A 25,318-nucleotide genomic window follows, 5' to 3' on the forward strand; every position below is an offset into this window, starting at 1 on the left:
GTCGGCACCGGGGGCAAATGCATGAGCCTTTAAAATAGCTCATGGAGCACAGCTCCACACCGTGTTTCCAAAGGTGAGCTCACACATGTAACCGCAGCTTGCCAGGAAGCGCTCGATCTCGCTGCAATCCTTGCCACGCGAGTTCAGAAGACTGGGGTGCAGCTCCAGGGCCAGCGCACGCACCCGGTGCTCTTGAAACACACGCGGAGAGCCCAGGATCGCCTCAAACTCATAGCCCTCGATGTCGACCTTCATCACGTCCACGGAATGCACCTGCTGCTCATCCAGAACCTGCTCCAGAGTCATCACCCGCACCTCCTGGGTGGGCACCTTGTATTTGGTGGCGCAATGCAGACCACTGCTGCCCGTGTTGGTGCTGGCCGCCAGATGTATCAGAGCCGTTCCCGCCTGCTCGCCCACGGCGGCATTCACCAGAGTGACATTGGCCAGGCTGTTCAGGCGCAGGTTTTCTTCAATCACCGGCTGGAGACGAGTCTGGGGCTCGATCGCGATGACACGCCCTCCGGCACCACATAAGCGAGCACCGATGACGGTGAAGTATCCCTCGTTCGCGCCAAGATCGACAAAGGTTCCTCCAGCCATCAAACATTGCTCCAGAGTCTGGATCATTCCTCTTTCATACACCCCTTGCTGGCTGAGGGCCGCCCCCATCACACTGACCGGATCGATGAAGAAGACCCCTTGCGGTGTCTCCAGAGGCACACGCCGGACCCCTAGCAGTGATTTGAGAAAAGCCGCCAGCGTACTCGGGCGGACTCGCATGAGCACAGCCTGCAGGATAGACTGATACATTGTTAGTCCAACGCGGATCATCATGGCATCTTCGCTCCCCAAAAGAGCGTCTTCACTCTGTCATAAATTCCTGCGGGCAGAAACGCAGCCAGCCACAATCGCAGATGAGGACCGCGTCTGAACGAGCCAGGCTGCCACCTCCAGGCTTCCGCGAAGCAGCGCCTCGCATCTCGCCTCATCCGGTGGCCGAAATATTTGTGGGCAAAGTCGAGATACTGGCTCGCATGAACGTCCCCCTTGGCAGATTGCTTCTGCCGTTCCTGTTCAGCCTCCGGCTCAGCCTCAGCATACACCATCTGAAGCAGCCTCATGACCGAGCGTTCCTCACTGCCATCCACGCTGATCTTGCTGTGATGATTGCTGCCGTGCACCCGGTAGTCCGCCAGCACACGGTCGCAGTAATGGAACTTCCAGCGCCGGGCCAGCATGATGTTGAAGTACCAGTCATTGAAGGCCAGCCCCTCAGGCACTGGCCATGCCGCCATCCACGCCTCCCGCCGCGCCAGCACCGTCGGTGCGCAGATGAAGTTTTTCTTCAGCAGCGGAATGAATTCGTTCCCGGTGAAGTCATGACCTCCGTGCTGGGAGTCAGCCCTTTCCACGGTCACGGATCCACGGTCATCAATGATGTTGATGTTTCCATACGCCAGCCCGATGGATTCGTCGGCTTCCAGCACGGGCACCAGAGTCTCGAGGAAACAGGCATGATGCCGGTCATCGGGATCAATGCGCACCAGATACTTGCCGCGAGCCTCGGCGATGCCCTCATTCACCGTGAAGATGTGCCCGCGGTTCACCTCATGATTGATCACCCGGATGCGCGCATCCTTGCTCGCATACTCCTGCAGGATCGCCAGGGACTCATCGGGAGAGCAGTCATTGATCGCGATGATCTCAATCTCGCATTTCAAAGTCTGCGCCAGGACTCCATCCAGGCAGTCACGCAGATATCTGGCATAGCCGTAGCACGGCATCACAATGCTGACGAGCGGCACGCTGCTCATGATTTTGATTCCTTCACCGGGCAGATGAAACAGTCCCTGCCATGCACCGCGCGCAGCCCGTCCTGTCGCAGCAGCCCCTCCGGAGTAATGGCATGATAGCTGTAGGCCACCAGGGACTTCGCCAGCGCGGCCTCGATCCCCGCCGCATACTCCGGCAGCACTTCCAACAAAATGTCCGGCCGGTGGCTGGCCAGCACCGGGGCCAGGGACTCCAGCACATTCGCCTCATAGCCTTCCACGTCGATCTTCAGCAGCATATGCCTGCATCCGTCTAACAAAAACCGTAGCATGGCAGCATCCACCACCAGCACCGGCCTTGACCGCACGGCCTCGCTGAACTTCCCAGCAAATCCCGCCAGCAGTGATCCATTCGTCAGACATCCCTGCGGCTCAAAAAACATCTGGAAGGACGTCTCGCTGCCCACGGCAGCATTGAAGGCATTCACCTGCTCCAGCCCGTTCAGACGCAGATTCTCCACCAGCCGGCCATAAGCCTTCGGCGCGGGCTCGAAGGCATAAATCTTCGTCGCAGTGTTTCGCAGCTTCTCACCGAACATGCAGGTAAAGACGCCTACGTTTGCACCGATCTCCACTACCACGTCATAACTGCTCAGACGGCCCTCCAGAAAGTCAAAGACCTCGCGTTCATAGTCCAGAGTGCCTCTCAGAACCGCGGCAAAATCAAACTCCCTCTCATGCGGCGTGAAGCGGATCACCGGCCCTTTCGCACCCAGTTTCACACGCCGTGCGCACAGGCTCGCCGCAGGCCATGAAGTCGTGGAGAGTGAGTTCAGCAGTTGCTGCCTTCTCTTCGTACTCAGGAGCGGGGCCACCAGCGTCACCACCTGTAGATACAGCCACGCCAGAGGAGAAAGCGCAGCCATGAGGCGGTGCCACACGGAGGCTGCTTTCACCAGCCAGACTGGCGCGGGATCAGTATTCATGCTGAGGCATGCTGGCGGATGATGCGCGCTGGCACACCCACGGCGATCACTCCCGGCGGCAGGTCGCGGATCACCGCGGCACCCGCACCCACGATGGCGCCTGCGCCAATCTTGATTTTCTCGATCACAGTCGCGCCCGCGCCGATGGAGCAGCCATCACCGAGATGCACCGCACCACACAGGGTCACACCTGGATTGAGATTGCAGAAGTCTCCCACCACGCAGTCATGCGCCACACTGGCTTTGACATTCAAAATGCAGTGCCTTCCGATCCGCGCGCGGGTCGTCACAAGACTGCCAGGTGCCAGCAGGGTCCCCTCACCTGCCTCGACATCGTGTCCCGTCCACGCAGAGCCATGCATGACATTCGCAGCCTTCAGCCCTGCCAGATCGAGATCTTCCAGCTGCCTGACAATCTTCCGCCGCAGCAGGTTACTGCCAAAAGCAGTAATGTAACGCACCTCCCCATGGATCCGGACCAATTCAGGCAGCACTTCCAGCCCGCCCAGAATTCGTGAGCAATTCCACTCTCCCGGCGGCTTGCCATCGTCCAGCACACCCAAAAGATTCAAACCAAGGTCATGGGCGTAAGCCGCCACTTCGGCCCCATGACCACCTGCTCCAACGATGACCCAGGGCGCTTTCATGAGAGGGTCGCAACCACATGCCCGTAACGAGAAATGCCGGCCACAGGCTCCCCGTGTAAATCACAAACTCGGTAGCCATGCATGCTCAACTCCTTCAAAAGAGACTCTGAAGTCGTGCCCGGCGGCCCCCAGGCATAGGGATGCACCTCCACCACCATCATGCGTGGCCTGCGTTTCTCGTCAGACAGCAGTACACGGGCTCCGCGCAGCACCTTCTCCTCGAAGCCTTCCACATCGATCATCATCAAGGAGTACACACGCTCTCCACAAACCTCATCGATCTTCCTCAATGAAATGGAGGTGTCACCCTCCTGCCTGACTTTCGATTCCAGGCTCCCCGAGACGATGAAGCCCTCGCCACTCTCATCAGACATTCCAGCCGGCACCACTTCCACGACCTGGCTGAGGCAGTTCAGCTCGATGTTGGCACGCAACAGATGCAAATTGGCCGGATCAGGCTCAGCAACCAGCACATGACCTGACTGGCCCACCCGCAGACCGAATGCCACGGCGTATAGTCCCCAATGCCCTCCCACATCGATGACCGCATCTCCCGTCTTCACGCACTTCATCGCCTCCGCCCACACTTCCGGCTCATAGGTCTCTCCGAGCACACGACACTCCGGATGCAGACGTAATTCGTCCGTGCCGTTCATCCGGCGCACCAAGCCGCTTCTGCCAATGAACGCCAGTGTGCGGCAATACAGGGGACGCACAAGGTCCCAAAGTGGCGCCACCCCTTTGAAGAGAGAGGAGTGCCTCACAGATTTCGCCAGACGTTCGAATCGATATAGAACCGCCATAGTGTTTGCTTGGGTTTGGAGATTTGATCCAGCCAATGAGACCTTTGGACAAAAGTTCAAAGCGCCGGAACACCAAAAGCCTGGCTTCCGGCCAGCCGCGCCTGTCTCCATTTATCGAGGGGATCTTCCACGTATCGAACCAGGACATACGACAGTCCCAATGTCATCACAAGAACGACGTGCTGATGCTGCTGTTGGTGCAGAAGGTTACGCACCACGTCACTGATGAAAATATGAGTCAGGTACACGGGATATGAAAGACTGCCGATGAAGCGATCCCATTGACTATACCGGGTGGCCGCGAAAATTACTGGCAGCAGAACAATCAAAAAGAGCGTGTAGGCCAGCCTTTGATAAGTGAAGCTCCATAGGGGCCATAAGGCCGTGGCGAGCGCCAGAAACGCGAGGCAAAAGTTTCGCCCCTTCCATCTCGCCAGCGTTTCCTGGCGATGGCGGAGACAACGTTCTGCCAGCATTCCCGCGATGAAAAAGCTCAGTTGGGCAGGAAACAAAAAATACACTTCTTCACCCAAGCCGCGGGCTGCCATCTGCTGTCTAAGCAACAGCGACAACGCCCCCACCCCGAGCAGATAGGAGGAACTTCTCGCGGCTAGCAGGGGAACCAGCATATAAAACCAGAGCTCCATCCCGATACTCCACGCCTGAGGAACCGCAAAATGCAGGGACTTGAAGTCTGTCAGAGACGACAGGAACGCCGGAATGTCCCGTCCTATGAGCGACAAGTCGGACAGCATTTGAAATCCTGTGGAAACAGGACTCTCCCCGAACAATTCTAGATTGTGCTGAACAGCGACCGGGGTCTTCCCCGACAGCAACCACAGCGCCACATAGCACAGGAAGACCATCGCCAGTGTCGCCGCATAAGAAGGCACCAGCCGCACGTAGCGATTGCTTAGAAACACATAGACCGCGCCAGGACCACGATACTTGCTGCCATAGACGAGCGACATGTAGAAGCCTGAGATCACAAAGAATGACTCCACCGCTACATTGCCAGGCACCATTGACGATCCCAGGATGGGGCCGCAATGAGTGGCGATCACAGAGATCGCAAGCAGCAGGCGTAGCACTCCCATGACAAAGCCCGGTAACGTCAGCGCACCACCCGGGATGACGCGATGACATCAATCATTTTCATCAATCCCCGGTGATCACGGCTTCCGAGTTCAGACAGTTCCTTCAGCCACTTCGCATTGCGATAATAAACCGCCTCTGGATCCGCAATACGGCCCGTGACGATGGCCTCAATGATCTCCTCGGCCCCTGTCTGCACCTTGACCGTCGGCATGATGCCTTCCTCCTTCATTCGTGCCACGGAGACATGGTAGTTCCGCAGGTCCGGGTTATCCAGCTTGACATACACCGGCTGGCACGCCGGATTGATCTGCTGGAAGATGCCCACCAGATCCACCACGCGGAAGTTCTCATGGGCGATGTTGCACACCAGGTGCTTGTGATTCGGATTCTCCGCAAAGTAGATGAAGGCGCGTGCGCAGTCCGCCACATGCAGGAAGGGCCGCCACTGCTGCCCGTCTCCGAACACCCGCACCTCATTGTAAAGCGTGGAGCAGTAGCTGAAGATATTGATCACCAGGTCAAACCGCATGCGTGGTGAGTAGCCGTAGAGCGTGCCGTTTCTCAGGATGGCCGGGCGCCACTTCTCATCCGCGATGCTGAGCAGGAACGCATCCGAGTCGACCTTTGAACGCGCATAAGCCGTGAGCGGATTCGTCTGACCATCCTCATCCACCTCTCCAGGAGCCTCCCCATACACGGAGCATGACGAGGAGAACACAAAGCGGATGCCCCGCGCCTTGCACGCGATCGCCAGGTCACGCGTGGCCTCGAAGTTCACCTCTTCCGTGAGCTTCGGATTCAGCTCCGCGCTCGGATCATTGGAGATCGCCGCCAGATGGATCACCACATCGATGTCCTTCAGCAGCGCCTCCAGCGCCGTGGCATCTGCCAGCACCGCGCGGATGTCATCCCGCACGATCTCCACCGCCGGCCGCATGGCGCGGATGTGCTCCACGCCGAAGTAACCGATGTCGAGCGAGCGGACCTGATGCCCACGCACGAGCAGCTTCGGGATCAAAACAGAGCCGAGGTAACCGGCGCCTCCTGTGACAAGAATGTTCATGGTCTAACGAATAGTGGGTGGAGTAAAAATCAGCGTTGCTCGAACCAGCCTCTCACGGTGGAGAACAGATAATCAAGCTCTTCGTCAGACATCACCGTGTGCAGCGGCAGGGAGACGAGGTTGTCCTTGATGGCATTCGTGAAGCTCAGGTCCTGCTCACGGTAGCGGTCACTGTAGAATTTCAGGCTGTGGTTCGCGGTGTAGTAGCGGCGCACGGCCACCCCCTTGCCCTGCATGTAGTTCACAAACTCCGTCGCCTCTTCATTCAGGATGATCGGGAAGTAGAGATACGGGCAGTCCACCTCGGGGAGCACCTTCATCGTGCGCAGCAGCCCCTGGCTCTCCAGCCCGCCGAAGAACTCCACATACCTGGCCGCGTTTTTGGTTCGGCTTTGGATGATGAAGTCCGCCTTCGCCAGGTTTCGCAGCCCCACCAGGGCGCAGACCTCGGTCATCTTCGAGTTCAGGCCGGGCACATCCACATCACCACGCACCTTTTCATACTGGCCGAAGTCACGCAGACGGCGCAGCAGCTCGTCGATCTCCGGATCGTTCACGATGTTGCAGCCGCCCTCCATGCTGTTGAAAATCTTCGTGGCATGGAAGCTAATCATCTCGCTGAAGCCATACTCCCAGGAGTGCCGGCCCTTGAACTTCGTGCCAAACGCAGGCGCATTGTCCAGCACCACCGCCAGCTTCTTCTCACGGGAGATCTGCTGCAGGCGCTCCAGGTTCACAATGTTTCCATAGGCACCCACCGGCAGGATCATGCGCACATCCGGGGAGTCCACCAGAGCCTTCTCGATGTCCAGCACCATGGTCTCGTCCACATCACAGAAGACCGGCTTCAGGTTGTTCGTCACCACCGCATTGATCGTGCCGGAAAAGGTGAAGGAGGGCACCAGCACCTCAAACGACTCATGCGGTCCCACGCTCATCTTGTGCTTCCAGGCCTGGATCAGATGATACAAGGCCAGCTCGCCATTGCAGTTCAGGCTCGGCTTGATCGGGCAGCCATAGAACTCCTGCAGCTTGTCCTCAAACATCCGCACATGCGGCGAATTGTTGGTCACAAGTCCGCTGGAGAGACATTTGGCAAAATCATCCGCGATCTCATCCAGACCGGGCATGAAGGGTTTAACGATATTGATGTTCATAGACGCTGATCCTTGGGTAAAAAGACGAAATTGATCCCTCCAAACGCGAGCACCGCATCCACAGTCGGGAGGTCCTGGAGATTGAGCATGGAACCTTCAATCACACCCATGCAGGCATACCCACGGGCCTTCATGAACTCCCACGCCGCATTCCGTGTTCCCTCATCATAGAGGAGTTCCAGCATCACCGGAGGTCGATAATGCTCCAGCGTAGCTTCAGCGCCCCTGAGCACAGCCATTTCATGGCCTTCGACGTCGATTTTGATGACCACATGCCCCGCCGTTTCACGCAGTTCAGGCAGATAGCTGTCCAGCGTTTTCAAGGGCACCTGTACGGCCTGGACTTCGCCTTCCGAGGCGGCGTGCCCGCTGTCGAAGCTGCTCAGGAAGGAGCTCTTGGAAATATAAAACTCAGCCGATCCCGGAGCATCAGACAATGCCACTTCCTCAAAACGGGCACCTTCAAGGCGGTTGGATTCGAAAAGCCCGCGCACAAAGGGAGTCAAGGCGCGGTTCGGCTCAAAAAGCCAGCAGGCACGTCCGCAGCTCAATGCATACACGGAGCTGACACCGATGTTGGAGCCAATGTCCAGATAGACAGAGCGCACCGGCATCTTGGAGATCAAATACTCCTGCAAACGCCGCAGCCCCTGGTCATGGATCTTGAATGAAAAAGCGTACCCAACCGAATACTCGTCCTTGGGGTCGACATCGAGGTGCAAATATCTGCCATTAGCCAGGCGCACCTTCCAGTGAAACGAATGCTGTGGTGTTCCCAAAAAGCCATGATTGACCAGCCAGCTCAAAGTGGGAAGCGGCAGCCGGTTGTAAATGAAGTTCACCGCGGCAGGAAAAACCCGCAGTGCAACACTGGCCACAAACCATGCGGCAGCATCCCTGATCAATACCTTGGCCCGCTTCATAAACTCTTTAATCCATGACTGTGTCTCCACCTGGAGAAAACCATCGTCAAGACCCTGGTGAATTCAGGACGCACACCATCTTCCCAGCGTGTGCATAGCAGGGAAAGGAGGGTTAAAAGCACGAAACCCACACCGAATCCCGGCAATGACAGGCCCTCCAGGCCGCACCTCTTCATGCCCCAGTCAAGCCAGGCCATCACAGGCATTTGAAGGATGTACATGGCATAACTCGCATCTCCAAGCACCACCAGCGGCCGCCATGACAAGAGCCTGCTCAGACCGAGATCTGGAAAAAGCGCCAGCCACGCAAACAAGACCGCAAAGCATCCAGCCAGCGCGCCATGGTTCAATGCCAGGTCCACCAGGATATTCTGTTTGGAAGGCATGCTCAGAATAAGCACCCCCAGGACCAGCGAGCACGCCGCCAGAGAATGAAGCAGCCGGACTGGACATGCAACGCGCGCAGATCTGACAACCCAGAGCCCCGCGGCAGCACCTGCCACAAACTGAGGCAGATGAAAGACCGGGAATGAAGCGATCCATGTGGACGTCAGAGGATAAGGGCTGCGCATCCATGGAGGCATGGCGGACTCCCCTTGCGGCAGCATGAGATGCAGGAGCGCAGGCCCCCAGCAAGCGGCCAGGCTCGCTAGGAAGATCCACGACAGGCGCCGGTTTGACACACGGCCAAGCATCCCGATCAGCCAGGGAAAGCATGCATAGAGAAAGAGTTCGACGCTGACAGACCAGGCAGGAGCATTCAACTGGCCCAGCGACCATGGGAAAAAGCTCTGGACCAGGCTGAAAGTCAGCAAGGTCACACCACCTGTTCTCACATAGCTGTCAGGAGAAGGAAGGCTCGTCATTTGTGACCACGCAAACAAGGGCCAGTGAAGCAGCGTGCCGATAAAGAATGCCGGATAAATGCGCCCCACTCGGCGGGCATAGAACGACCTCAGAGAAAACCCGGCACCAACCAGCTTTCCTGAATAGGTGTAAGCCAGCACAAAGCCGGACAGAACAAAAAAGAAACTGACCCCGACGTAAGCACGGTTCACCAAATTGAGGAAGACACCTGTCGCCTGGTCCGTCCTTGGCAGATAGTAAACAAGATCACTCCCGCCGCGGCGAAAAACCGGAGGCTCGTCAGCGCAGGGACCTTGCCGGGCTGGATGGGCTTAGCGGCCTGCATTTGGTTCCTCGGAGCGCGCACCTAACAAACTTTTGATCTTTTGGAGGAAATGAGACACGACCTCTGCATTCTCTCCACCTAGCAGACGGGCAGCGAGCCGGAAGCCGGCTCCACGCCAGGAGTAGGAGGTGCCACCCAGCCTTTCACAAAGCTCGAAGGCATCATGGGATGCCGCCCTTTCCCCTGCCATGTAGAGCTGGTAGGCACACTTGGCCGCCGCGTTGGCCACATTTCCATGGTAGCGGGCCGGCAGTTCCTCGCTGGCATGCACCAGACACTTGAGGCCGTCCTTCCAGACTTGCGCCCTGTCATGACTTCGGCTGTCAGTACGGTAGCGGATGCACACCAGGGTTCGAGACTCGACGGCCCACGAAACCCCGCTCGCAGCCAGCCTGATGTAAAAGTCCTTGTCTTCCGACTGCCACAGCCCCGCCCGGAAGCCCCCCACCTTCAGCGCGCACTCGCGCCTGATGGTCGCTGATGGAACCAGCAGCCCCCCTTCAATCGCCATGGCAGTCAGATCCCTTTCTGCGGCACTCTGCCCATAGTTCATGAAGGGGTGGTCAAACACCGCCTGACCAGTCGAGGATGAGGCAATCTCGGTGAAAAGGGCATCCACCGGATTCTCCTCCAGACGCTGCCTCACCACCTCACACCACTGCGCGTGAAACCAGTCGTCACTGTCGTGAAAATGCACGTAGGTGCTTGAGGCTTCATGAAGCAGAACGTTGCGGCCCCTGCCCGGACCGATGTTTTGCTCCCCGCGAATCACTCTGACTCGAATGCCGGCTGGGATGAAGGGCGCGGGCGGAAAAGTAGAAGCGTCATCATAGATCAAAATCTCGTCCGGCTGCACTTTGCCAGCCTGTAGGGAGCCGAGACACTCCCGCAGCATCTCGCGCTCGTTGTGGTAGGTGATGAGTACTGAGATTGTGATCATCCTCAGACGGTTTCTATCGGGAATGCCTCGCTACATAATTTGCCTTGGAATCAAAGGGCCCGATTCGCTGTAAATGGAATCCCTTGCCCGCCAGCAGGTCAGCAAGATCCTGCGACTTCATGCGGCCTGCCTCGTCACAATCTGCTTCCAGCAGGATCATTCTGGGCGGGTTTGACGACAGCGTTTCTGCCATGCCGCTCAACGCCTCCTTCTCCCATCCTTCCACATCGATCTTCATGACGGTGGGCGACGGGATCAGTTTTTTGCGGATCATATGATCCAGGCTGACGACTTCCACCTGAAGTCCGCCATCGACTTCCTCTGCACTCAAAGATCCGATTCCCATGTTGGCTGAAGGAGCTCTGCGGAATGACATCTTGCCAGGTCTGTCGCCCACAGCCTTGGAGACGAACACAAGCCGGTCCGGAGAAAACCCGTTGAGGGCAAAATTGGCCTTGTAGATCGCCTCGTTGACGGGTTCGGGATCAAAGGCTACCACCAGTTTCACACCAACGCCAAGAGCCAGAAAGGAGTCATAGCCGATGTTTGCTCCGACATCATAAAAGACGTCTTCTTCGGTAAACTCTCGGCGCAACACCTCTGACACCTCAGGTTCCCACGCGTGGGAATAAAGTATGGTCCTCTGGATGAGGTCCGTATCATCGAGAAGCATCCGGAATCCATGAACAGTCGCGGCATCGAGTCTGCGACGCCCCAGCAACCGGAACAGCATGGTCAGCAGACGCTGTTTTGCAGGATGGTCTGCCGATCTGATATATCTAACTAAAAATCGGTTTAGAAGCCCGGGATATGGCTTTAGATCGAGGGGAGACGCAAACGATGTCACGACTTCAATAAGTATGAGAGAAATTGTAGGTGAACTCGAGGTATCCCCGATGCTCGGCGGAATAGGGGAGAGCCAGGCTGCTGCTCATCCCCGACATGACAGAAAAGGTCCTGAGATCGTAGTGGTCGCCACGTGACTCAGGAGTGCGGCAATAAAGTCCGATGGAGTACTCTCCTTCCACCAGAGCAATGGAAGGAATCTTGATCTTCCACTGCGCAGGCTTGACCGGATTCATCGGATAAGGTCCGTCAGACTGACGTAAATCTATGATCCCCACTCTCTGGCTCGACGAGTGGTAGATCAAGAGGCATAGCTCGTCGATCTGAGTTTCTTTAGACGCCTCCATCTCCAGCACCATCTGCATTTCATCACCGGACTGGACCGTCTCGGGAGCGCACGACAAGGCTGTGATCTCGACACTGCTGTCTATTCTCCGGCAGATGCGGGCTGCCGAAGCGGCTTCGGCTTCGGGCGCCGCAGCGTAGAGTTTGAGGATGTCGCTGGAAGCGCCGAATCCTTGCGTCCGTCCGGCGCTCAAAAGCAGGGCCTTTTCACATAGAGATGAAATGACAGCCATGTTGTGGCTGACCAGAAGGACTGTCCGGCCACCTGAAGCAACATCATTCATCTTACCAATGCACTTCTGCTGGAATCTCTGATCCCCCACCGCGAGCACCTCGTCCACAATCAGAATCTCCGGCTCCAGATGCGCAGCCACGGCAAAGGCGAGCCGCACATACATGCCGGAGGAGTAGCGCTTCACCGGTGTGTCTAGGAACCGTTCGATTTCCGCAAAAGCCACGATCTCATCAAACTTGCTGCGGATCTCTTCCTTGCGCATGCCGAGGATGGCTCCGTTGAGATAGATGTTCTCACGACCGGAAAGCTCTGGATGAAAGCCGGTGCCCACTTCGAGCAATGAAGCCACACGACCATCCAAAGTGATGCGTCCCTTTGTCGGCTCAGTAATGCGGGAAAGGATTTTTAACAGCGTGCTCTTGCCTGCCCCGTTGCGGCCGATGATGCCCACCACCTCGCCGCGCTTGATCTCAAAGGACACATCCTTCAGCGCCCAGAACTCTTCACGACTGTTCCCGGTTCTCTGTTCGCCGTTCCCTGTTTTCAGCCAACGCAAGGGGGCCTTGGCGGTGTGGATCAAGGTATCGCTGAATTTACGATAGCCGCCTGCACCAGCTCCGCGATGGTCCAGGATATAGCTTTTGCCGACATTCTCGGCGCTGATGATCACGTCAGACATTCTTGAGCAATGAGGCGATGTGCTTTCCGATCTCCAAAGAAGCGGTGGCAGCGGGTGAAGGTGCGTTCAGCACATGAATGATGCCCGCCTCCTGGCGGATCAGGAAGTCGTCGACCAGCGAGCCATCATCCAGCAGTGCCTGCGCACGCACACCAGCAGCACAGGGAATGACATCCGCCTCGGTGATCTCCGGCACCAGTCTCTGCAAGGAGCGCACAAACTCTGCGCGACTCAGCGAGCGCAGGATCTCCTGGAAACCAGAGCGCCAGTGGCGTGCGGCGAGCTTCCAGAAACCACCGAAGGTCAGCGTCTCCGCGAGGTCACGTGGATTCACCGTCGTCTTAAAATAACCCTCGCGCGCGAAAGCCAGCACCGCATTCGGCCCCAGATGCACGGAGCCATCGATCATTTTCGTGCAGTGCACACCGAGGAAGGGGAACTGCGGATCTGGCACCGGATAGATGAGCCCTTTGACGAGATTCACCTTCTCCGGACTGAGCTGATAATACTCACCCCGGAACGGCACGATCTGCGCGCCAGGATCCGTGCCCGCCATGCGCGCCATGCGGTCACTGTGCAGACCCGCGCAGTTGATGATCTGATCTGTTTCGAAGAACGCATCCTGCGTCTCCACACGGCCCGCGCTCACCTGGCAGACACGCGCTCCGAGGCGGACTTCGCCGCCCTTTTGGTTCACGAGATCCGCCAGCTTTGCCACCACGGCCTTGTAATCCACGATGCCCGTGGACTTCACCCACAGACCGGCGATGCCCGCCACGTGCGGCTCATGCTCACGCAGTTCATCAGTGCCGAGAGACTGCACCTCGAGCCCGTTCTCAAGTCCTCGAACGCGCAACTTCTCCAGTTGCGGCAGCTCTGCCGTCTCTGTGGCCACAATGACTTTTCCGCATCTCTCGTGGGCGATGCCATGCACCTCGCAAAAAGCATACATGGCCTCACGTCCAGCCGTGCACAGCCGTGCCTTGTAGCTGCCGGGCTTGTAGTAGATGCCTGAATGAATGACACCACTATTCCGGCCCGTCTGATGCGCGCAAAGCTTTGTTTCTTTCTCCAGCACCAGCACATTGGATCCAGGCCGCTGTGTCAGCACAGCGTCCGCCGTGGCCATGCCCACGATGCCGCCGCCAATGATGACCACGTCGTATTTCATGATTCAGATGAGCTCACCCTGAAGCTCTCAAAAAAGCGCGTGTAAGCCGCGCAGCATTTCTCCGGCAGATAGCGCCCAAAGCTCATACGAGCACCAGCCGCACAGCTTTGACGAAACGCGGCATCTTCAACCATCCGCTGCATCGCTGCCGAGAGTGCCTGCACATCCGCACGACCTGTCGCCGCATCAATCGGCACCGTCATGCCGCTGCTCTCCAGCATCTCCGGAATGCCACCGACACTCGTGGCGATCATCGGCCGGCCCTGCGCCTGAAACTCGATGATCGCATTCGGCAGGCTCTCGGCGGCAAAATAGCTCGGCAAAAGGCCCACATCACATTTCGCGATCCACTCGCTCGTGTCCGCCTGATAACCTGCGATCTCCACACCTTCATCCGGTTTCACCTCGCCTCTAAGACGCTGGATCTCCGACCCTTCACCAATGAAGAGCATTTTCATCGGCATCTTCACTTGAGAGCGCAGCAAGCGAAACGCCGCCAGAGCCTCCGCCCAACCTTTCTCCGCCACACCGCGAGCCAGAAGCCCGAAGGTAAATACTTCATCTTTAGTTAGGCCAGTCTTCTCAGACACCTGGCCAACCGGCGCAGCATAAGGAATCACACTCTGACGGAATCCAGCCTTCCAAGGCATCTCACGAAGATTCTGCTGATTCGCTTGCGAAGGACACACGACGCCATCAAGTCGCGCAAACACCGCTCGATGCCGTTCCAGCGAGGGATCTTCCTTTTTCAAAAGCGCATAGTCACCATGATCCGACTCCACCACCGGCACCGAAGCGCGGGCAAAGACATCACAGGCGATATGCGTCCCGCTGTGCAGGTGCGGATTCACCATCTGAAACTTCTCCAACCGGTGCAACAAGCCGAGCACCGCACGATGGATGCGCTTCTCCAAGGCCACTTTCGGAAACAGCAGGCTGAGTTTGTAGATCACCCGATGAAAAAACGCATGCGGCAGTGGCAGTGAAACAACCCGCACCTGAGACTTGAAGGCACTCATGAGCGCCGGAGCCGAGTCACAGGCATAGGGCACATAAGCGGTGATCTCATGCTGCTCGCAAAGCGCGTTTGCCTGGCGCACAAAGGCCCACTCGGCACCGCCGGTCTGGAGAGAGGGGATCATCATGAGGATGCGCATGAGCACAGACTTCACGCGGCGGACCAGGCGCCCGTCCAGACATCGCGCCCACGGAACGTCAGACCTAACAAATCATTCACGAGCGCACGGAGCCTCCGCTCATGCAGCAGGCGTGTGGCGAGCCATGTGTCCTGCTTGTAGATGCCCTGGCACGCCCGGGCACCAAAGCCGATCTTCACCGGCTTCCCAAACACCACCGGCACCGAGCACGCGGCTGTGCTGGCAGCGAAGAAGCAGAGCGCTTCAGGCTTCACACTTCCTTTTGCAATCGCCCGGCCCAGCACCACCTCGAAAGGCAGAGCGGCTTCCTCAGGAGCATCAAACATCACCACGGACTGATAAAGCTTGGAGAGCTTCTCACGCAGACTGGAAAGCAGAGCGGTGCTGTTGCGCGGATGCGGCTTCACCCACACAGCGGGAGGCAGCGCACGCGCATCCTCAGTCAGCAGATGCACGTAAGCCACCACCTCTGCATCCGCATCCGTCACAGGCCCGCCCGGCAGATTCGTCATGAGCAGGATGTCGCAGTCCTTGCCCGCAGGAAGCTTCTCGATCGCCGAATCAAGCGCAGGCACAGTCAAGCGCTCCGCCAATCTTTCAAAGAGCTGCCGATACTTCGCCGCCGGAATGAAATGCTGCCGCGAGCAACGCAGCGCATACCTCGGGTGGCGGGCCAGCACATAGGCTTCCTCACAAGGCTCCGCGCCCTCGGCATCAGTCCCGCGACGAAACACCGGCAGAAACCTCCCTAACCAACGACGCAATTCAGCCTTCTTGGAATGTCCCGCGCCAAAATCACCCGTCGTCTGCGCTAGACCAAGTCCGTCACCATACAAGATGCGCCTCGCCTGCGGCCACTGTTGGAACAAGGCACGTGACTCAGGCACCTCCAGCATGTTCACGCTGATCTCCACCGCTTCCCAGCCTTGTCTGCGCAGTTCATCCGGACCTTGTTGCATATCCACCACCGCCTCAAAGGCATGCAACACGTGAGCACACTCACGAATGATGCCCTCGAGACACTTTGCACGCGCCGCATCCTGCGTGTGCAGAGGCTGAATGCCCAGCACCACGGGCACCGCAAGCACCACCGGGCGGATGGCTTCACGAGCCTGGAGAGCCGCCACGGCACACAGCACCTGCACTGGGCCATTCACGGCCAGCAGGCGACAGGGCTTTGACGTGCTTTGTGACATCAACGGCGTCCTAAAATCTCCTTCGCGAGTTTCTTCGCCAGCACGCGGATGCGCTTCACGCGGCTGGAGTAGTTTCCTTGCATGATGTCCTGCCGCACATAGGCACGCATGATCTGGCGGTCGATCATCGCCTGCGTGACGAAGCCATCTCGCATGGCCGCGTGCAGATGCTCAAACCACACCTCCCCCGCCGGATGCCCGGTGAACTTCCACGGCTGCATATCCAGACGTGTGTAGTGGATGAGCTGCGTGGTGCCCGGAGTGTAATCATCAAAGACATTCCATCCTGGCGGCAGCTCGGTGAGGCCTAACGGATAACGTTGAATGAACGGCCCCTGCATGCGATGCAGGTCCGTGAGAGTAAAATCACCGCGCTCGATGCCTGCGAACCACTCCGAGACATCCCAGCGGCACTTCGCGCAATCAAAGAGCGCCATGCTCATGCCCCAGGAAGGTCCCGGAGCACCTTCGTTATAGGCATCCGGCTTCGCCATCATGGCCGCACCCTTCATGTCGATGCTCTGGAAGATGCCGATGTCCGTGAAGCAAACCATGTCCGAGTCAATATACATCGCCCGGCCCTGATGGCCGCAGAGCTGCGGGATGAACCAGCGGAAGTTCGAGAACTCCGTGACGTTCGCATACTTGATGTTCAGCGGCGTGTTCAGCCGCTCGATACGCCCGTCCGCCCACTCCACGGTGTCATGCGTGCCATTGTAGACATGCACGGCCACGTTCGCTCCGCTGAGCTTGCGGATGGAATGCTCAAGCACCTTGCGCTCGATGACGCTGGCCTCGCCGGAACCGATAAAAATCTGGAGAACGTCTGGATTCATGCCGCCGAACTAAAAGTGTGAACTTCGGTGGGAGTGTCCTTGGCACCTTGAAAGCTCGCCTCCACACGCTGGGTCGTGGCATGCTCGCGCAGGCGGTCCATCCACCAGGAGGCTGGATGCACCGTGCAGTGCGCATTCTCGCCATTCGGCAGCGTCTTCGCTGCGAGCCTCGTGGAGATGCTGAAGTAGACCAGCTTCTTAGCACGGGCAAAAATGCGTGCGAGCACCTCAGGCACCAGCGCCTCAGGCACATGCTCCATCACATCCGTGCAGATCACCGCATCAAAGGGGCCATCAGGCAGCTTTGAATGCGCAGACACACCGGGATCATAGAGCGTGGGGATGACACCCCACTGATGCTTCTCATGCAGCTTCATCTCGGAATACTGCTTCCCTTTGCCACAGCCGTAATCGAGCACACTCGTGCAGCCCGTTTCACGCAGGAGCTCGCCGAGGCGCTCAGCATGCGGGGCAAGACTATGCCCGACAAACATCCCGCCGCGCAGATGCATCCAGCGGTAGAGCACATGATACTTCAGGCGCTGAATCTGGACGGCGAGCGCACTCATGCGGACATCACCTCCCAGGTGGCTGGCGCTTGCAGCATGCCTGCGCGCGTGGTCTCACGACTCTCGATGCGGAACATCAGCGCCTCATTGACCTTGTCCAGCGGATCACCGCGCTGGCCTGCGCCGATACCGATCCAGTAATCTCCCGGAGTCAGGTGCAAGGCAGGCACCACACAGCGGCAAACAAAGCTGCCGGAGGAGGGCAGCGGATGCCCAGTGTTATCACCATGGAACCAGGTGGCGACACGCTCGCCACCCGAGCTGCTGAGCTGGATGCTGAAAGTTAGACTATCACGGATCTGGCCACGAAGGTCACACTCGATCACGATGGTCACCGCTTCATCTGGCTCAAAGACTGCCGAAGCCGAATGACGTGCGCTTTCCAGCGATACCGCCGCAAAGATGCATGCCGAGCCTTTGTCACGTGGTGTGTCCTGCAGATCGACACGCGCGGGAAGCTGCTCCGCGAAATCCTGACCTCCACGAAGATAGCGCTGCACGGTCTCCTCGACATCGCGCGAATGCTCCACCACCCGGCCACGATCCAGCCAGAGCACGGAGGAGCAGAGACGGCGCACCGCGCTCATCTGATGGCTAACAAAAAGAATGGTCCGGCCACTCTGGCGCGCCACGGACTCCATCTTGCCGAGGCACTTGGCCTGGAATTGCGCATCACCCACGGCGAGCACTTCATCCACCACCAGGATCTCAGGGCGCAGATGCGCGGCTACTGAGAAAGCCAGACGCACATACATGCCGCTGCTGTAGCGCTTCACCGGAGTATCCAGGAATCTCTCCACTTCCGCAAAGGCCACGATCTCATCGAAGCTCGCATTGATCTCCTTCCGCGTCATGCCGAGGATGGCACCATTGAGGTGGATGTTCTCACGCCCCGTGAGTTCCGGATGAAAGCCCGTGCCCACCTCTAGGAGCGAGGCCACGCGGCCATCCAGCGTGACACGGCCTTGGCTGGGTTCGGTGATGCGCGAAAGGATTTTGAGCAGCGTGCTCTTCCCTGCCCCGTTGCGGCCGATGATGCCGAGCACCTCGCCGCGAGGCATTTCAAAGGACACCTCATGCAGCGCCCAGAACTCCTCATGAGATTCAGGTCCCTGACGCGATGCCGCCCGCGCCCAGAGCCCCGCCACGGAATCCCGCAGCGTGCTATATCGCTTCGTGGCCTGGTGGCGCAGCGTGTAGCGCTTGCCCAGGTTTTCCACGCTGATCATGGGGTCAGACATGAGCGGGTCGTGTGGCAATGCTCCAGGCGGCCTGGGCATAACCAAGGATAGTTTGAAGGCCTGCCATCCATTGCGACGGACGTCTCATGGAACCCAGCAAACTAAAGCCGAGCATCAGGGCGAGATTCAAATGATCACGAGGAGTGTCGCGGCCCATGACGCGAGTCATGATGTAGTAGCGATTCCGCAATCCCTGATCTGCCAGTGCTCGGCGGCTGCGCTTGTGAATGCCGCCCTGGCTGTCGTGAATGCAGCGTGCGGCACGCACATGCCACATCTTCCAGCGCTGCCCCACCGTCAGCGAGGCGGCGAGATCCTCACCGATAGCCGCGCCTTCAAAATGATCCGGCACCGCAGGCACTGGCAGCGCAGCTTTCGTATAGAGGGTGCAGCCACCGCCGAGCCATTCAGCGCGCATCAAAGGCGGACCTTCCAGCGAGGCATCGTGCAGAAAGGTCCAGCCAGGACCCACGCAGGCCGAGGCATAAGTATCGCGCACATGACCATTCTCAAACCAGCGCATCAAAGCCCGTGTGGCCTTGCCCGGAGGATGATAGGGCTCATTGATCAAGGTGGCAGTGACTCCGCCCACCGTTTCATCTTTAGCGATCACATCGTGCAGATGTTTCAAGCATCCCGGCTCGAGGATGATGTCATCATCCAGGAACCAAACATAGGTCTGCGTGGCCGCAGCCACGGCTTGATTACGCTGCGGCGCGAGGCCTTTACGATTCGCGAGAAGATACTGCCACACCACTTGGTCCCCGAAACGCTGCTGCCATCGCGGTCTGATGGACTCCACCAGAGCACGTGTGTCATCACCATCCGAGGCATCACAGATCACGATCTCACGCGGCAGCGTGTCCTGCACCTCCAGCGACTCTAGAAACCGGGCCAGGATAGGCGCGCGGTTGCGGGTCGGCAGGATGGCGGACACAGGCACGATGCGTGGAGATGGCTGGCTCATCCAGGGTCAGATGACGTCGGCAAAGGTGCGCTCGGTGGCACGGAAGTATTTGATGCCGACAACCAGCAAAAACAGACTCAAGGCCGAGGACAGGGCAAAGCTGCCCCAGTGCATTTCCGTGGTGCCGCAGATGGCCCAGCGGAAGCCATCGATCACCCCCACGATGGGATTGATGGAGACGATCATGCGGCCCCAGTCACCAAAGCGTTCCTCAATCACACTCGTGCTGTAAAACACCGGCGAGATGAACTGCCCGAACTGCACCACAAAGGGAATGATGTAGCGGAAGTCGCGGTATTTCACATTCAGCGCCGTGAAGAGCAATCCAGGCCCCATGGCCGTAACAAAGGCCAGCGCCGTGAAGAGCGGCAGCGCCAGCAGACGCCACGTCGGCATCACCTGATACCACACCATCAGCCCCGCGAGGATCACCATGGAGATGGCGAAGTCCACAAAGGCCACCACCACCGCGCTCGCAGGCAGGATCATGCGCGGGAAGTAGACTTTGGAGATCAGGTTCGCATTGCCCACCAGGCTGTTCGCAGACTCGGTGAGTGCGCTGGAAAAGAAATACCAGGGCAGCGTGCCAGCACAGACCATAATGGCATAGGGCACACCATCGGAAGGCAGCTGCGCCAGTGTGCCGAAGACACCGGCACCGATCAGGATGGTCAGCAGCGGCCGCAGCACAGCCCAGGCCACACCGATGACGGTCTGCTTGTAGCGAACCAAAATATCACGCCAGGCCAGGAAGCCGAAAAGCTCCCGGTAGCGCCAGAGATCGGCCCAATACTGCCGGGAGGCACGTCCGGCTTCGATGACAAGTTTGCTCATGCTCGGGAGGAAGAAGTGACAGCGCTAACCCATTGTTGGTTAGCCAGATACCAGGCGACCGTGTCACGCAGGCCGCTTTCAAAAGTGTGCGCAGGCCGCCAGCCGAGATCACGGGCGATCTTGCCCGCATCAATGGCATAGCGACGATCATGCCCTGGTCGGTCTTTGACAAAGCTGATCAAGGAACGCGAGCCGCCACCGAGGACGGGCTGCATCTCATCGATCAAATCACAGATCTGCTCCACCAGGGGAAGGTTCACGACCTCGTTATGACCGCCGATGTTGTAGGTCTCACCCACGGCACCTTGATTCAAAACAGTCCAAAGTGCTTCGACATGGTCACTCACATGCAGCCAGTCACGCACATTCAGGCCATCGCCAAACACCGGCACCGGCTGGCGGCTCAAAACACTCTGAATGACCACCGGAATGAGCTTCTCAGGAAATTGATACGGCCCGTAGTTGTTCGAGCAGTTCGTGATCAGCACCGGCAGACCATAGGTGTGGTGGTAACTCCGCACCAGCATGTCCGCCGCAGCCTTGCTGGCCGCATAGGGAGAGCTCGGTGCATAGGAGGAGCTTTCCGTGAAGGTGCCAGTGGCTCCGAGAGAGCCGTAGACCTCATCCGTGCTCACGTGATGGAAACGATGCGCCGCCGATGAATCAGACCAATGAGAGCGGCAGGCTTCGAGGAGATTGAAGGTGCCGACGATGTTCGTGTGGATGAAATCATCCGGCCCGGAAATGCTACGATCCACATGGGACTCGGCAGCGAGATGCATGACGTGGGTGATGTCGTGCTGCTTCACCACGCGGATGACAGCTTCCTTGTCACGCAGGTCCACCTTCTCAAAGACATAGCGGGACTGCGTTTCGAGACCACTGATGTTCTCCAGATGACCAGCATAGGTCAGCGCATCCAGGTTCACCACCTTCGTCACTTCGGGCTTGGTGATCACATGCCGCACCAGATTGGATCCGATGAAGCCTGCGCCGCCTGTGATGAGGAGATTCATGAACGCAGATTTTGACAGTGACACAGCCTCGCTGCGGATCACATCACTTCACGGCCACGTATTCGCTGAACACGCCGAGGCAGGAGACGCGGCGCGCCTCGCTAAACCCGGCCTCTTTCAGGGAGGAAAGCACATCCTCAGGGCGCACGCAGGTGTCCATGGTCTCCCAGAAGTAGACCATCATCTCCTCGGCCTTGGCACTGCGAGTCAGCAGACGGGCGAAGAAGGGATAGATGATGCCGAAGTAGAGCTTGAAGAGCCAGGAGCCAAACCTGCCCGCAGGGCGCGTGGCCTCGAGAATGAGCACGCGACCGCCGGGCTTCAGCACGCGATTGAACTCGCGGAAGGTGCCGGTGATATCCGCGAAGTGGCGCAAGGCATAACCAACGGTGAGGAAATCCTGCGAGGCATCCGCAACCGGCATCTTCTCAGCACCACTCTGGATGAAGGTGGCTCCAGGGAGCTTCTTCCGCGCCACGGCCAGCATGCCATCACTCGGTTCCACGCAAGTGATGGTCTTGTCAGAGCCGAGCACCTGGCTGGCGGCCACGGACATGAGGCCCGTGCCACAGGCCACATCCAGCAGGTTCATGCCGGGCTTCAGGCCATGACGTGACTGCGCAAACTTGCGGTAAAGATTCCCCGAGCCCCAAAAGCCCCAGCCAACGATGGGATCATAGTGCTCGGCGCCTTCATCAAAAAGCTGCTTCACATAGCCGGGGCGCTCCTCAGCTTGGGCGTAACGATGGGCGAGAACAGGATGCGGGGTCATTCGTTTTTGGTTAGGTTTATCTGACGTGCATCAGGCACTTTTGATGCCAACACGCTTCACTTCGGTAGAGACGTCCGCCAGATAGTCACGGTATTCGCACTTGGGCATGGAGGCCACGAGTGCCTCAAACTGCTCATGCGTGAGAAAGCCACGATACAGCGCGGCCTCCTCCGGGCAGCCGAGCTTCATGCCCTGGCGCTTTTCAATGGTCTGCACATAGGAGGAGGCCTCGTGCAGGCTGCTGCTGGTGCCGGCATCCAGCCACACGGTGCCGCGGCTGAGGCGTGTCACATGCAGCGTGCCGCGGCGCAGATATTCACGATTCACGTCCGTGATCTCAAGCTCGCCACGCTCGGAAGGCTTCAAAGTGCGCACGATGTCGATCACCTCGTTGTCGTAGAGATAAACACCGGGCACGGCGTAGTTGCTGCGTGGCTTCGCGGGCTTCTCTTCCAGAGACACTGCCTTGCCATCCGCATCAAACTCCACCACGCCGTAGCGCTCGGGGTCTTTGACGTGATAAGCAAAGACCGTGGCACCGGATTCAAACTCGCCAAAGGCACGTGGAAAGGCATCGCCACCGAAGAAAAGGTTATCCCCGAGGATCAGTGCCACCGGATCTTTACCGATAAAGGACTCGGCGATCAGGAAGGCCTGCGCGATGCCTTCCGCCTTGGCCTGCTCAAAGTAGACAATCGAAACACCCCACTGCGAACCATCGCCCAAAAGCTGCTGGAAGCGTGGCAGATCCTCCGGCGTGGAGATCAGGCAGATGTCCCGTATGCCCGCGGCGATGAGCACTGTCAGCGGGTAGTAGACCATGGGCTTGTCATAGACCGGCTGCAGTTGCTTGCTGGCCACCTGGGTCAGCGGATACAACCGCGAACCAGCGCCACCTGCGAGCACAATGCCTTTCATCGGTTTCGTAACAAAAAGTGCCGTTAGGCGGATCAACCCTCGCGGGTCACCATCCAGTCATTGAGCACCAGCACATCCATCTTTGTGCGCAGGAAGCAGTCGAGCGCCTCCTGCGGGCGGCACACGACGGGCTCGTTTTCATTGAAGCTCGTGTTCAACACCATCGGCACACCGGTGATCTCACGATAAGCGCTGATCAGCTGGTGATAGCGCGGATTCGTCTCCTTGTGCACGGTCTGCAGGCGGCCGGAACCATCCACATGTGTGGTGGCGGGGATCTGCGCGCGCTTCTCCTGACGCACCTGGAAGACCTCCATCATGAAGGGCACGTCATCATCCTGCTCAAACCACTCGCTCACGTGCTCTCGCAAGATGCTCGGGGCGAAGGGGCGGAAGGACTCACGGCGCTTGATCTTCAGATTCAAAATGTCCTTCATGTCCGCGCGACGCGGATCACCCAGGATGCTGCGGTTACCCAGCGCACGAGGGCCCCACTCCATGCGGCCCTGGAACCAGCCAATGACTTTTCCTTCCGTGATCGCCGCGGCGGTGGTCTTGCAGAGTTCAGCCTCATCCTCAAAGCGCCGCACCTGGCAGCCTGCGGCCTGAATCTCAGCCATGCGCGAGGTGAGCAAGGACTCGATCTCATACTCGGAGGCCTGCGGACCGACATAGGCGTGATCCATCACGAAGGGCTCAGTTTTCTCCGTGGATGGCAGGCCGCTTTCGATCTCGCGTGCGACCACAAATGCCGAACCAATAGCACCACCAGCATCGCCAGCGGAGGCCGGGAGATACATGCGCTTGAAGGGGGAGTTCAGATACACCTTGCCGTTCGCCACGGAGTTCATGCCGCAGCCGCCGGAGAGCGCGAGATCTGTGCAGCCGTAGCGCTTGTGCAGCGCTTTCAGCATGGCAAAGAGCGCCTCCTCATACATGGCCTGCGCGCTGCGGGCGATGTCGCGATGCTTCTGCTCTAAAGCCGCACCGAGAGCGCGCTCCGGACCGAGGAGCTCCTCCAGCGCTTCTTTGCGATAAAGCGTGCCCACCTCAGGACAGCAGTCGTCCCAGGTGTAGTGCACATCATCCGTGTGATGCCTGAAATACTTGAGGTTAAGCCGGTAACCGCCATCTGCCTGGATCTGCACGATCTGGCGCATCTCCTTGAGATATTTTGGCTCCCCATAAGGCGCGAGGCCCATCACCTTGTATTCGTCACCGTAATACGGGAAGCCGAGGAACTGCGTGATGATGGTGTAGAAGATGCCGAGCGAATGCGGGAAGTAGATGCGACCCTCGATGTCGATCTTGTCTCCATGACCCAGGCCCCAGGCACTGCTGGCGAAATCACCAAAGCCATCCACGGAAAGGCAGACCGCCTCCTTGAACCCCGACACATGATAGGCCGAGGCCAGATGCGCCAAGTGATGCTCCACACGGTGCACCTGCGCGCGCAGCGTCTCGCCTGGAAAGCGACTCTGGAACTGATCCTCAAAACTGGCCGCGCGGCGGATGTTGCCTAACCTTTTCCAGATCAAGCCGAGGCTCGGACGTTTGCGCAGCACATACATGGCACGGCGCAGGTTGTTGACCTTCGGGTTCCGGTTGATGGCGATGTGGTCGACATCACTGAGCTTCAGGCCTGCATCCGCCAGGCACCAGGAGATGGCCTCGGTGGGCATGCCAGACCAGTGTTTGATGCGGCGGAAGCGCTCTTCCTCAGCGGCTGCGACCAGCTTGCCATCTTTGACCAGGGCTGCGGCTGAGTCTCCATGATAGGCATTGAGTCCGAGAACGATCATGCGTCTTGATTAAATCCGGGCAAGCTGCCGCCCTTGGTCGCTCTCACAGGGAAGCTCCAAAAGCACGGTGGCAGAGGTTGGGTTGGGACCTTTTTTCGATAAAGGGCCGGAAATGTATCACGGGGTCTAGCAGGGCAAAGCACAAACTCC

25 protein-coding genes are annotated in these 25,318 nt (G+C 58.5%); all 25 read right to left on the bottom strand.

Annotated features, from left to right (window positions below):
- Positions 1–39: 39 nt before the first annotated feature.
- Positions 40–837 (bottom strand): FkbM family methyltransferase, encoded by a 798-nt coding sequence (locus tag BGE01nite_RS14025; RefSeq protein ID WP_146851104.1) that lies wholly within the window; start codon positions 835–837, stop codon positions 40–42.
- Positions 834–1,817: a glycosyltransferase family 2 protein gene (locus tag BGE01nite_RS14030; protein ID WP_146851105.1), complete on the bottom strand. Its 984-nt coding sequence runs from the start codon at positions 1,815–1,817 to the stop codon at positions 834–836. Before BGE01nite_RS14030 ends, BGE01nite_RS14025 begins: the two co-directional genes overlap by 4 nt.
- Positions 1,814–2,761, bottom strand: a complete 948-nt coding sequence (locus BGE01nite_RS14035; protein WP_146851106.1) for an FkbM family methyltransferase — start codon at positions 2,759–2,761, stop codon at positions 1,814–1,816. The genes BGE01nite_RS14030 and BGE01nite_RS14035 overlap by 4 nt, the downstream gene beginning before the upstream one ends.
- The gene (locus BGE01nite_RS14040) at positions 2,758–3,408 is read right to left on the bottom strand and encodes a NeuD/PglB/VioB family sugar acetyltransferase (protein WP_146851107.1); all 651 of its coding nucleotides are present in this window, start codon (positions 3,406–3,408) and stop codon (positions 2,758–2,760) included. Before BGE01nite_RS14040 ends, BGE01nite_RS14035 begins: the two co-directional genes overlap by 4 nt.
- Positions 3,405–4,124, bottom strand: coding sequence for an FkbM family methyltransferase (locus BGE01nite_RS14045; RefSeq protein ID WP_218032987.1), 720 nt, complete (start codon positions 4,122–4,124; stop codon positions 3,405–3,407). Before BGE01nite_RS14045 ends, BGE01nite_RS14040 begins: the two co-directional genes overlap by 4 nt.
- Before the next feature lie 143 nt (positions 4,125–4,267).
- Entirely contained in the window at positions 4,268–5,308 is a 1,041-nt protein-coding gene (locus BGE01nite_RS14050; protein WP_146851109.1) for an acyltransferase family protein, read from the bottom strand.
- Between the two features lie 17 nt (positions 5,309–5,325).
- Positions 5,326–6,372: an NAD-dependent epimerase/dehydratase family protein gene (locus BGE01nite_RS14055; protein WP_146851110.1), complete on the bottom strand. Its 1,047-nt coding sequence runs from the start codon at positions 6,370–6,372 to the stop codon at positions 5,326–5,328.
- A 29-nt stretch (positions 6,373–6,401) separates the two neighbouring features.
- Positions 6,402–7,529, bottom strand: a complete 1,128-nt coding sequence (locus tag BGE01nite_RS14060; protein WP_146851111.1) for a DegT/DnrJ/EryC1/StrS family aminotransferase — start codon at positions 7,527–7,529, stop codon at positions 6,402–6,404.
- Entirely contained in the window at positions 7,526–8,452 is a 927-nt protein-coding gene (locus BGE01nite_RS14065; RefSeq protein WP_146851112.1) for an FkbM family methyltransferase, read from the bottom strand. Before BGE01nite_RS14065 ends, BGE01nite_RS14060 begins: the two co-directional genes overlap by 4 nt.
- Positions 8,449–9,552 (bottom strand): acyltransferase family protein, encoded by a 1,104-nt coding sequence (locus BGE01nite_RS14070; protein ID WP_146851113.1) that lies wholly within the window; start codon positions 9,550–9,552, stop codon positions 8,449–8,451. The genes BGE01nite_RS14065 and BGE01nite_RS14070 overlap by 4 nt, the downstream gene beginning before the upstream one ends.
- A 78-nt stretch (positions 9,553–9,630) precedes the next feature.
- Positions 9,631–10,584, bottom strand: coding sequence for a glycosyltransferase family 2 protein (locus BGE01nite_RS14075; RefSeq protein WP_146851114.1), 954 nt, complete (start codon positions 10,582–10,584; stop codon positions 9,631–9,633).
- A gap of 13 nt (positions 10,585–10,597) precedes the next feature.
- Positions 10,598–11,317, bottom strand: a complete 720-nt coding sequence (locus BGE01nite_RS14080; protein ID WP_146851115.1) for an FkbM family methyltransferase — start codon at positions 11,315–11,317, stop codon at positions 10,598–10,600.
- Between the two features lie 118 nt (positions 11,318–11,435).
- On the bottom strand, positions 11,436–12,689 hold the full coding sequence (locus BGE01nite_RS14085; protein WP_146851116.1) for an ABC transporter ATP-binding protein: 1,254 nt from the start codon (positions 12,687–12,689) through the stop codon (positions 11,436–11,438).
- Positions 12,682–13,860, bottom strand: coding sequence for an L-2-hydroxyglutarate oxidase (gene lhgO / locus BGE01nite_RS14090; protein ID WP_146851117.1), 1,179 nt, complete (start codon positions 13,858–13,860; stop codon positions 12,682–12,684). Before lhgO ends, BGE01nite_RS14085 begins: the two co-directional genes overlap by 8 nt.
- Complete coding sequence (locus tag BGE01nite_RS14095; protein WP_170266787.1) at positions 13,857–15,005, bottom strand: glycosyltransferase family 4 protein; 1,149 nt, start codon at positions 15,003–15,005, stop codon at positions 13,857–13,859. The genes lhgO and BGE01nite_RS14095 overlap by 4 nt, the downstream gene beginning before the upstream one ends.
- A gap of 23 nt (positions 15,006–15,028) precedes the next feature.
- On the bottom strand, positions 15,029–16,213 hold the full coding sequence (locus tag BGE01nite_RS14100; protein WP_146851119.1) for a polysialyltransferase family glycosyltransferase: 1,185 nt from the start codon (positions 16,211–16,213) through the stop codon (positions 15,029–15,031).
- Positions 16,213–17,049 carry a glycosyltransferase family protein gene (locus tag BGE01nite_RS14105; protein ID WP_146851120.1) on the bottom strand — a complete coding sequence of 279 codons (837 nt, stop codon included), beginning with the start codon at positions 17,047–17,049 and terminating at the stop codon, positions 16,213–16,215. The genes BGE01nite_RS14100 and BGE01nite_RS14105 overlap by 1 nt, the downstream gene beginning before the upstream one ends.
- Positions 17,046–17,618: a methyltransferase domain-containing protein gene (locus BGE01nite_RS14110; protein ID WP_146851121.1), complete on the bottom strand. Its 573-nt coding sequence runs from the start codon at positions 17,616–17,618 to the stop codon at positions 17,046–17,048. Before BGE01nite_RS14110 ends, BGE01nite_RS14105 begins: the two co-directional genes overlap by 4 nt.
- A complete protein-coding gene (locus BGE01nite_RS14115; RefSeq protein ID WP_146851122.1) occupies positions 17,615–18,859 on the bottom strand; it encodes an ABC transporter ATP-binding protein in 1,245 nt (414 codons plus the stop codon). Before BGE01nite_RS14115 ends, BGE01nite_RS14110 begins: the two co-directional genes overlap by 4 nt.
- Positions 18,852–19,826, bottom strand: a complete 975-nt coding sequence (locus BGE01nite_RS14120) for a glycosyltransferase family 2 protein (protein WP_146851123.1) — start codon at positions 19,824–19,826, stop codon at positions 18,852–18,854. The genes BGE01nite_RS14115 and BGE01nite_RS14120 overlap by 8 nt, the downstream gene beginning before the upstream one ends.
- Before the next feature lie 6 nt (positions 19,827–19,832).
- A complete protein-coding gene (locus BGE01nite_RS14125) occupies positions 19,833–20,660 on the bottom strand; it encodes an ABC transporter permease (protein ID WP_146851124.1) in 828 nt (275 codons plus the stop codon).
- Positions 20,657–21,676 carry a dTDP-glucose 4,6-dehydratase gene (rfbB, locus tag BGE01nite_RS14130; RefSeq protein ID WP_146851125.1) on the bottom strand — a complete coding sequence of 340 codons (1,020 nt, stop codon included), beginning with the start codon at positions 21,674–21,676 and terminating at the stop codon, positions 20,657–20,659. The genes BGE01nite_RS14125 and rfbB overlap by 4 nt, the downstream gene beginning before the upstream one ends.
- 43 nt (positions 21,677–21,719) lie before the next feature.
- A complete protein-coding gene (locus tag BGE01nite_RS14135; RefSeq protein ID WP_146851126.1) occupies positions 21,720–22,448 on the bottom strand; it encodes a class I SAM-dependent methyltransferase in 729 nt (242 codons plus the stop codon).
- 30 nt (positions 22,449–22,478) lie between these two features.
- Positions 22,479–23,366 carry a glucose-1-phosphate thymidylyltransferase RfbA gene (rfbA, locus tag BGE01nite_RS14140; RefSeq protein WP_146851127.1) on the bottom strand — a complete coding sequence of 296 codons (888 nt, stop codon included), beginning with the start codon at positions 23,364–23,366 and terminating at the stop codon, positions 22,479–22,481.
- Between the two features lie 32 nt (positions 23,367–23,398).
- Positions 23,399–25,168 (bottom strand): carbamoyltransferase family protein, encoded by a 1,770-nt coding sequence (locus BGE01nite_RS14145; protein ID WP_146851128.1) that lies wholly within the window; start codon positions 25,166–25,168, stop codon positions 23,399–23,401.
- Between the last annotated feature and the right edge of the window lie 150 nt (positions 25,169–25,318).

Source organism: Prosthecobacter gellanilyticus (genome assembly GCF_007992435.1).
GTDB classification, from domain to species: Bacteria; Verrucomicrobiota; Verrucomicrobiia; order Verrucomicrobiales; family Verrucomicrobiaceae; genus Prosthecobacter; species Prosthecobacter gellanilyticus.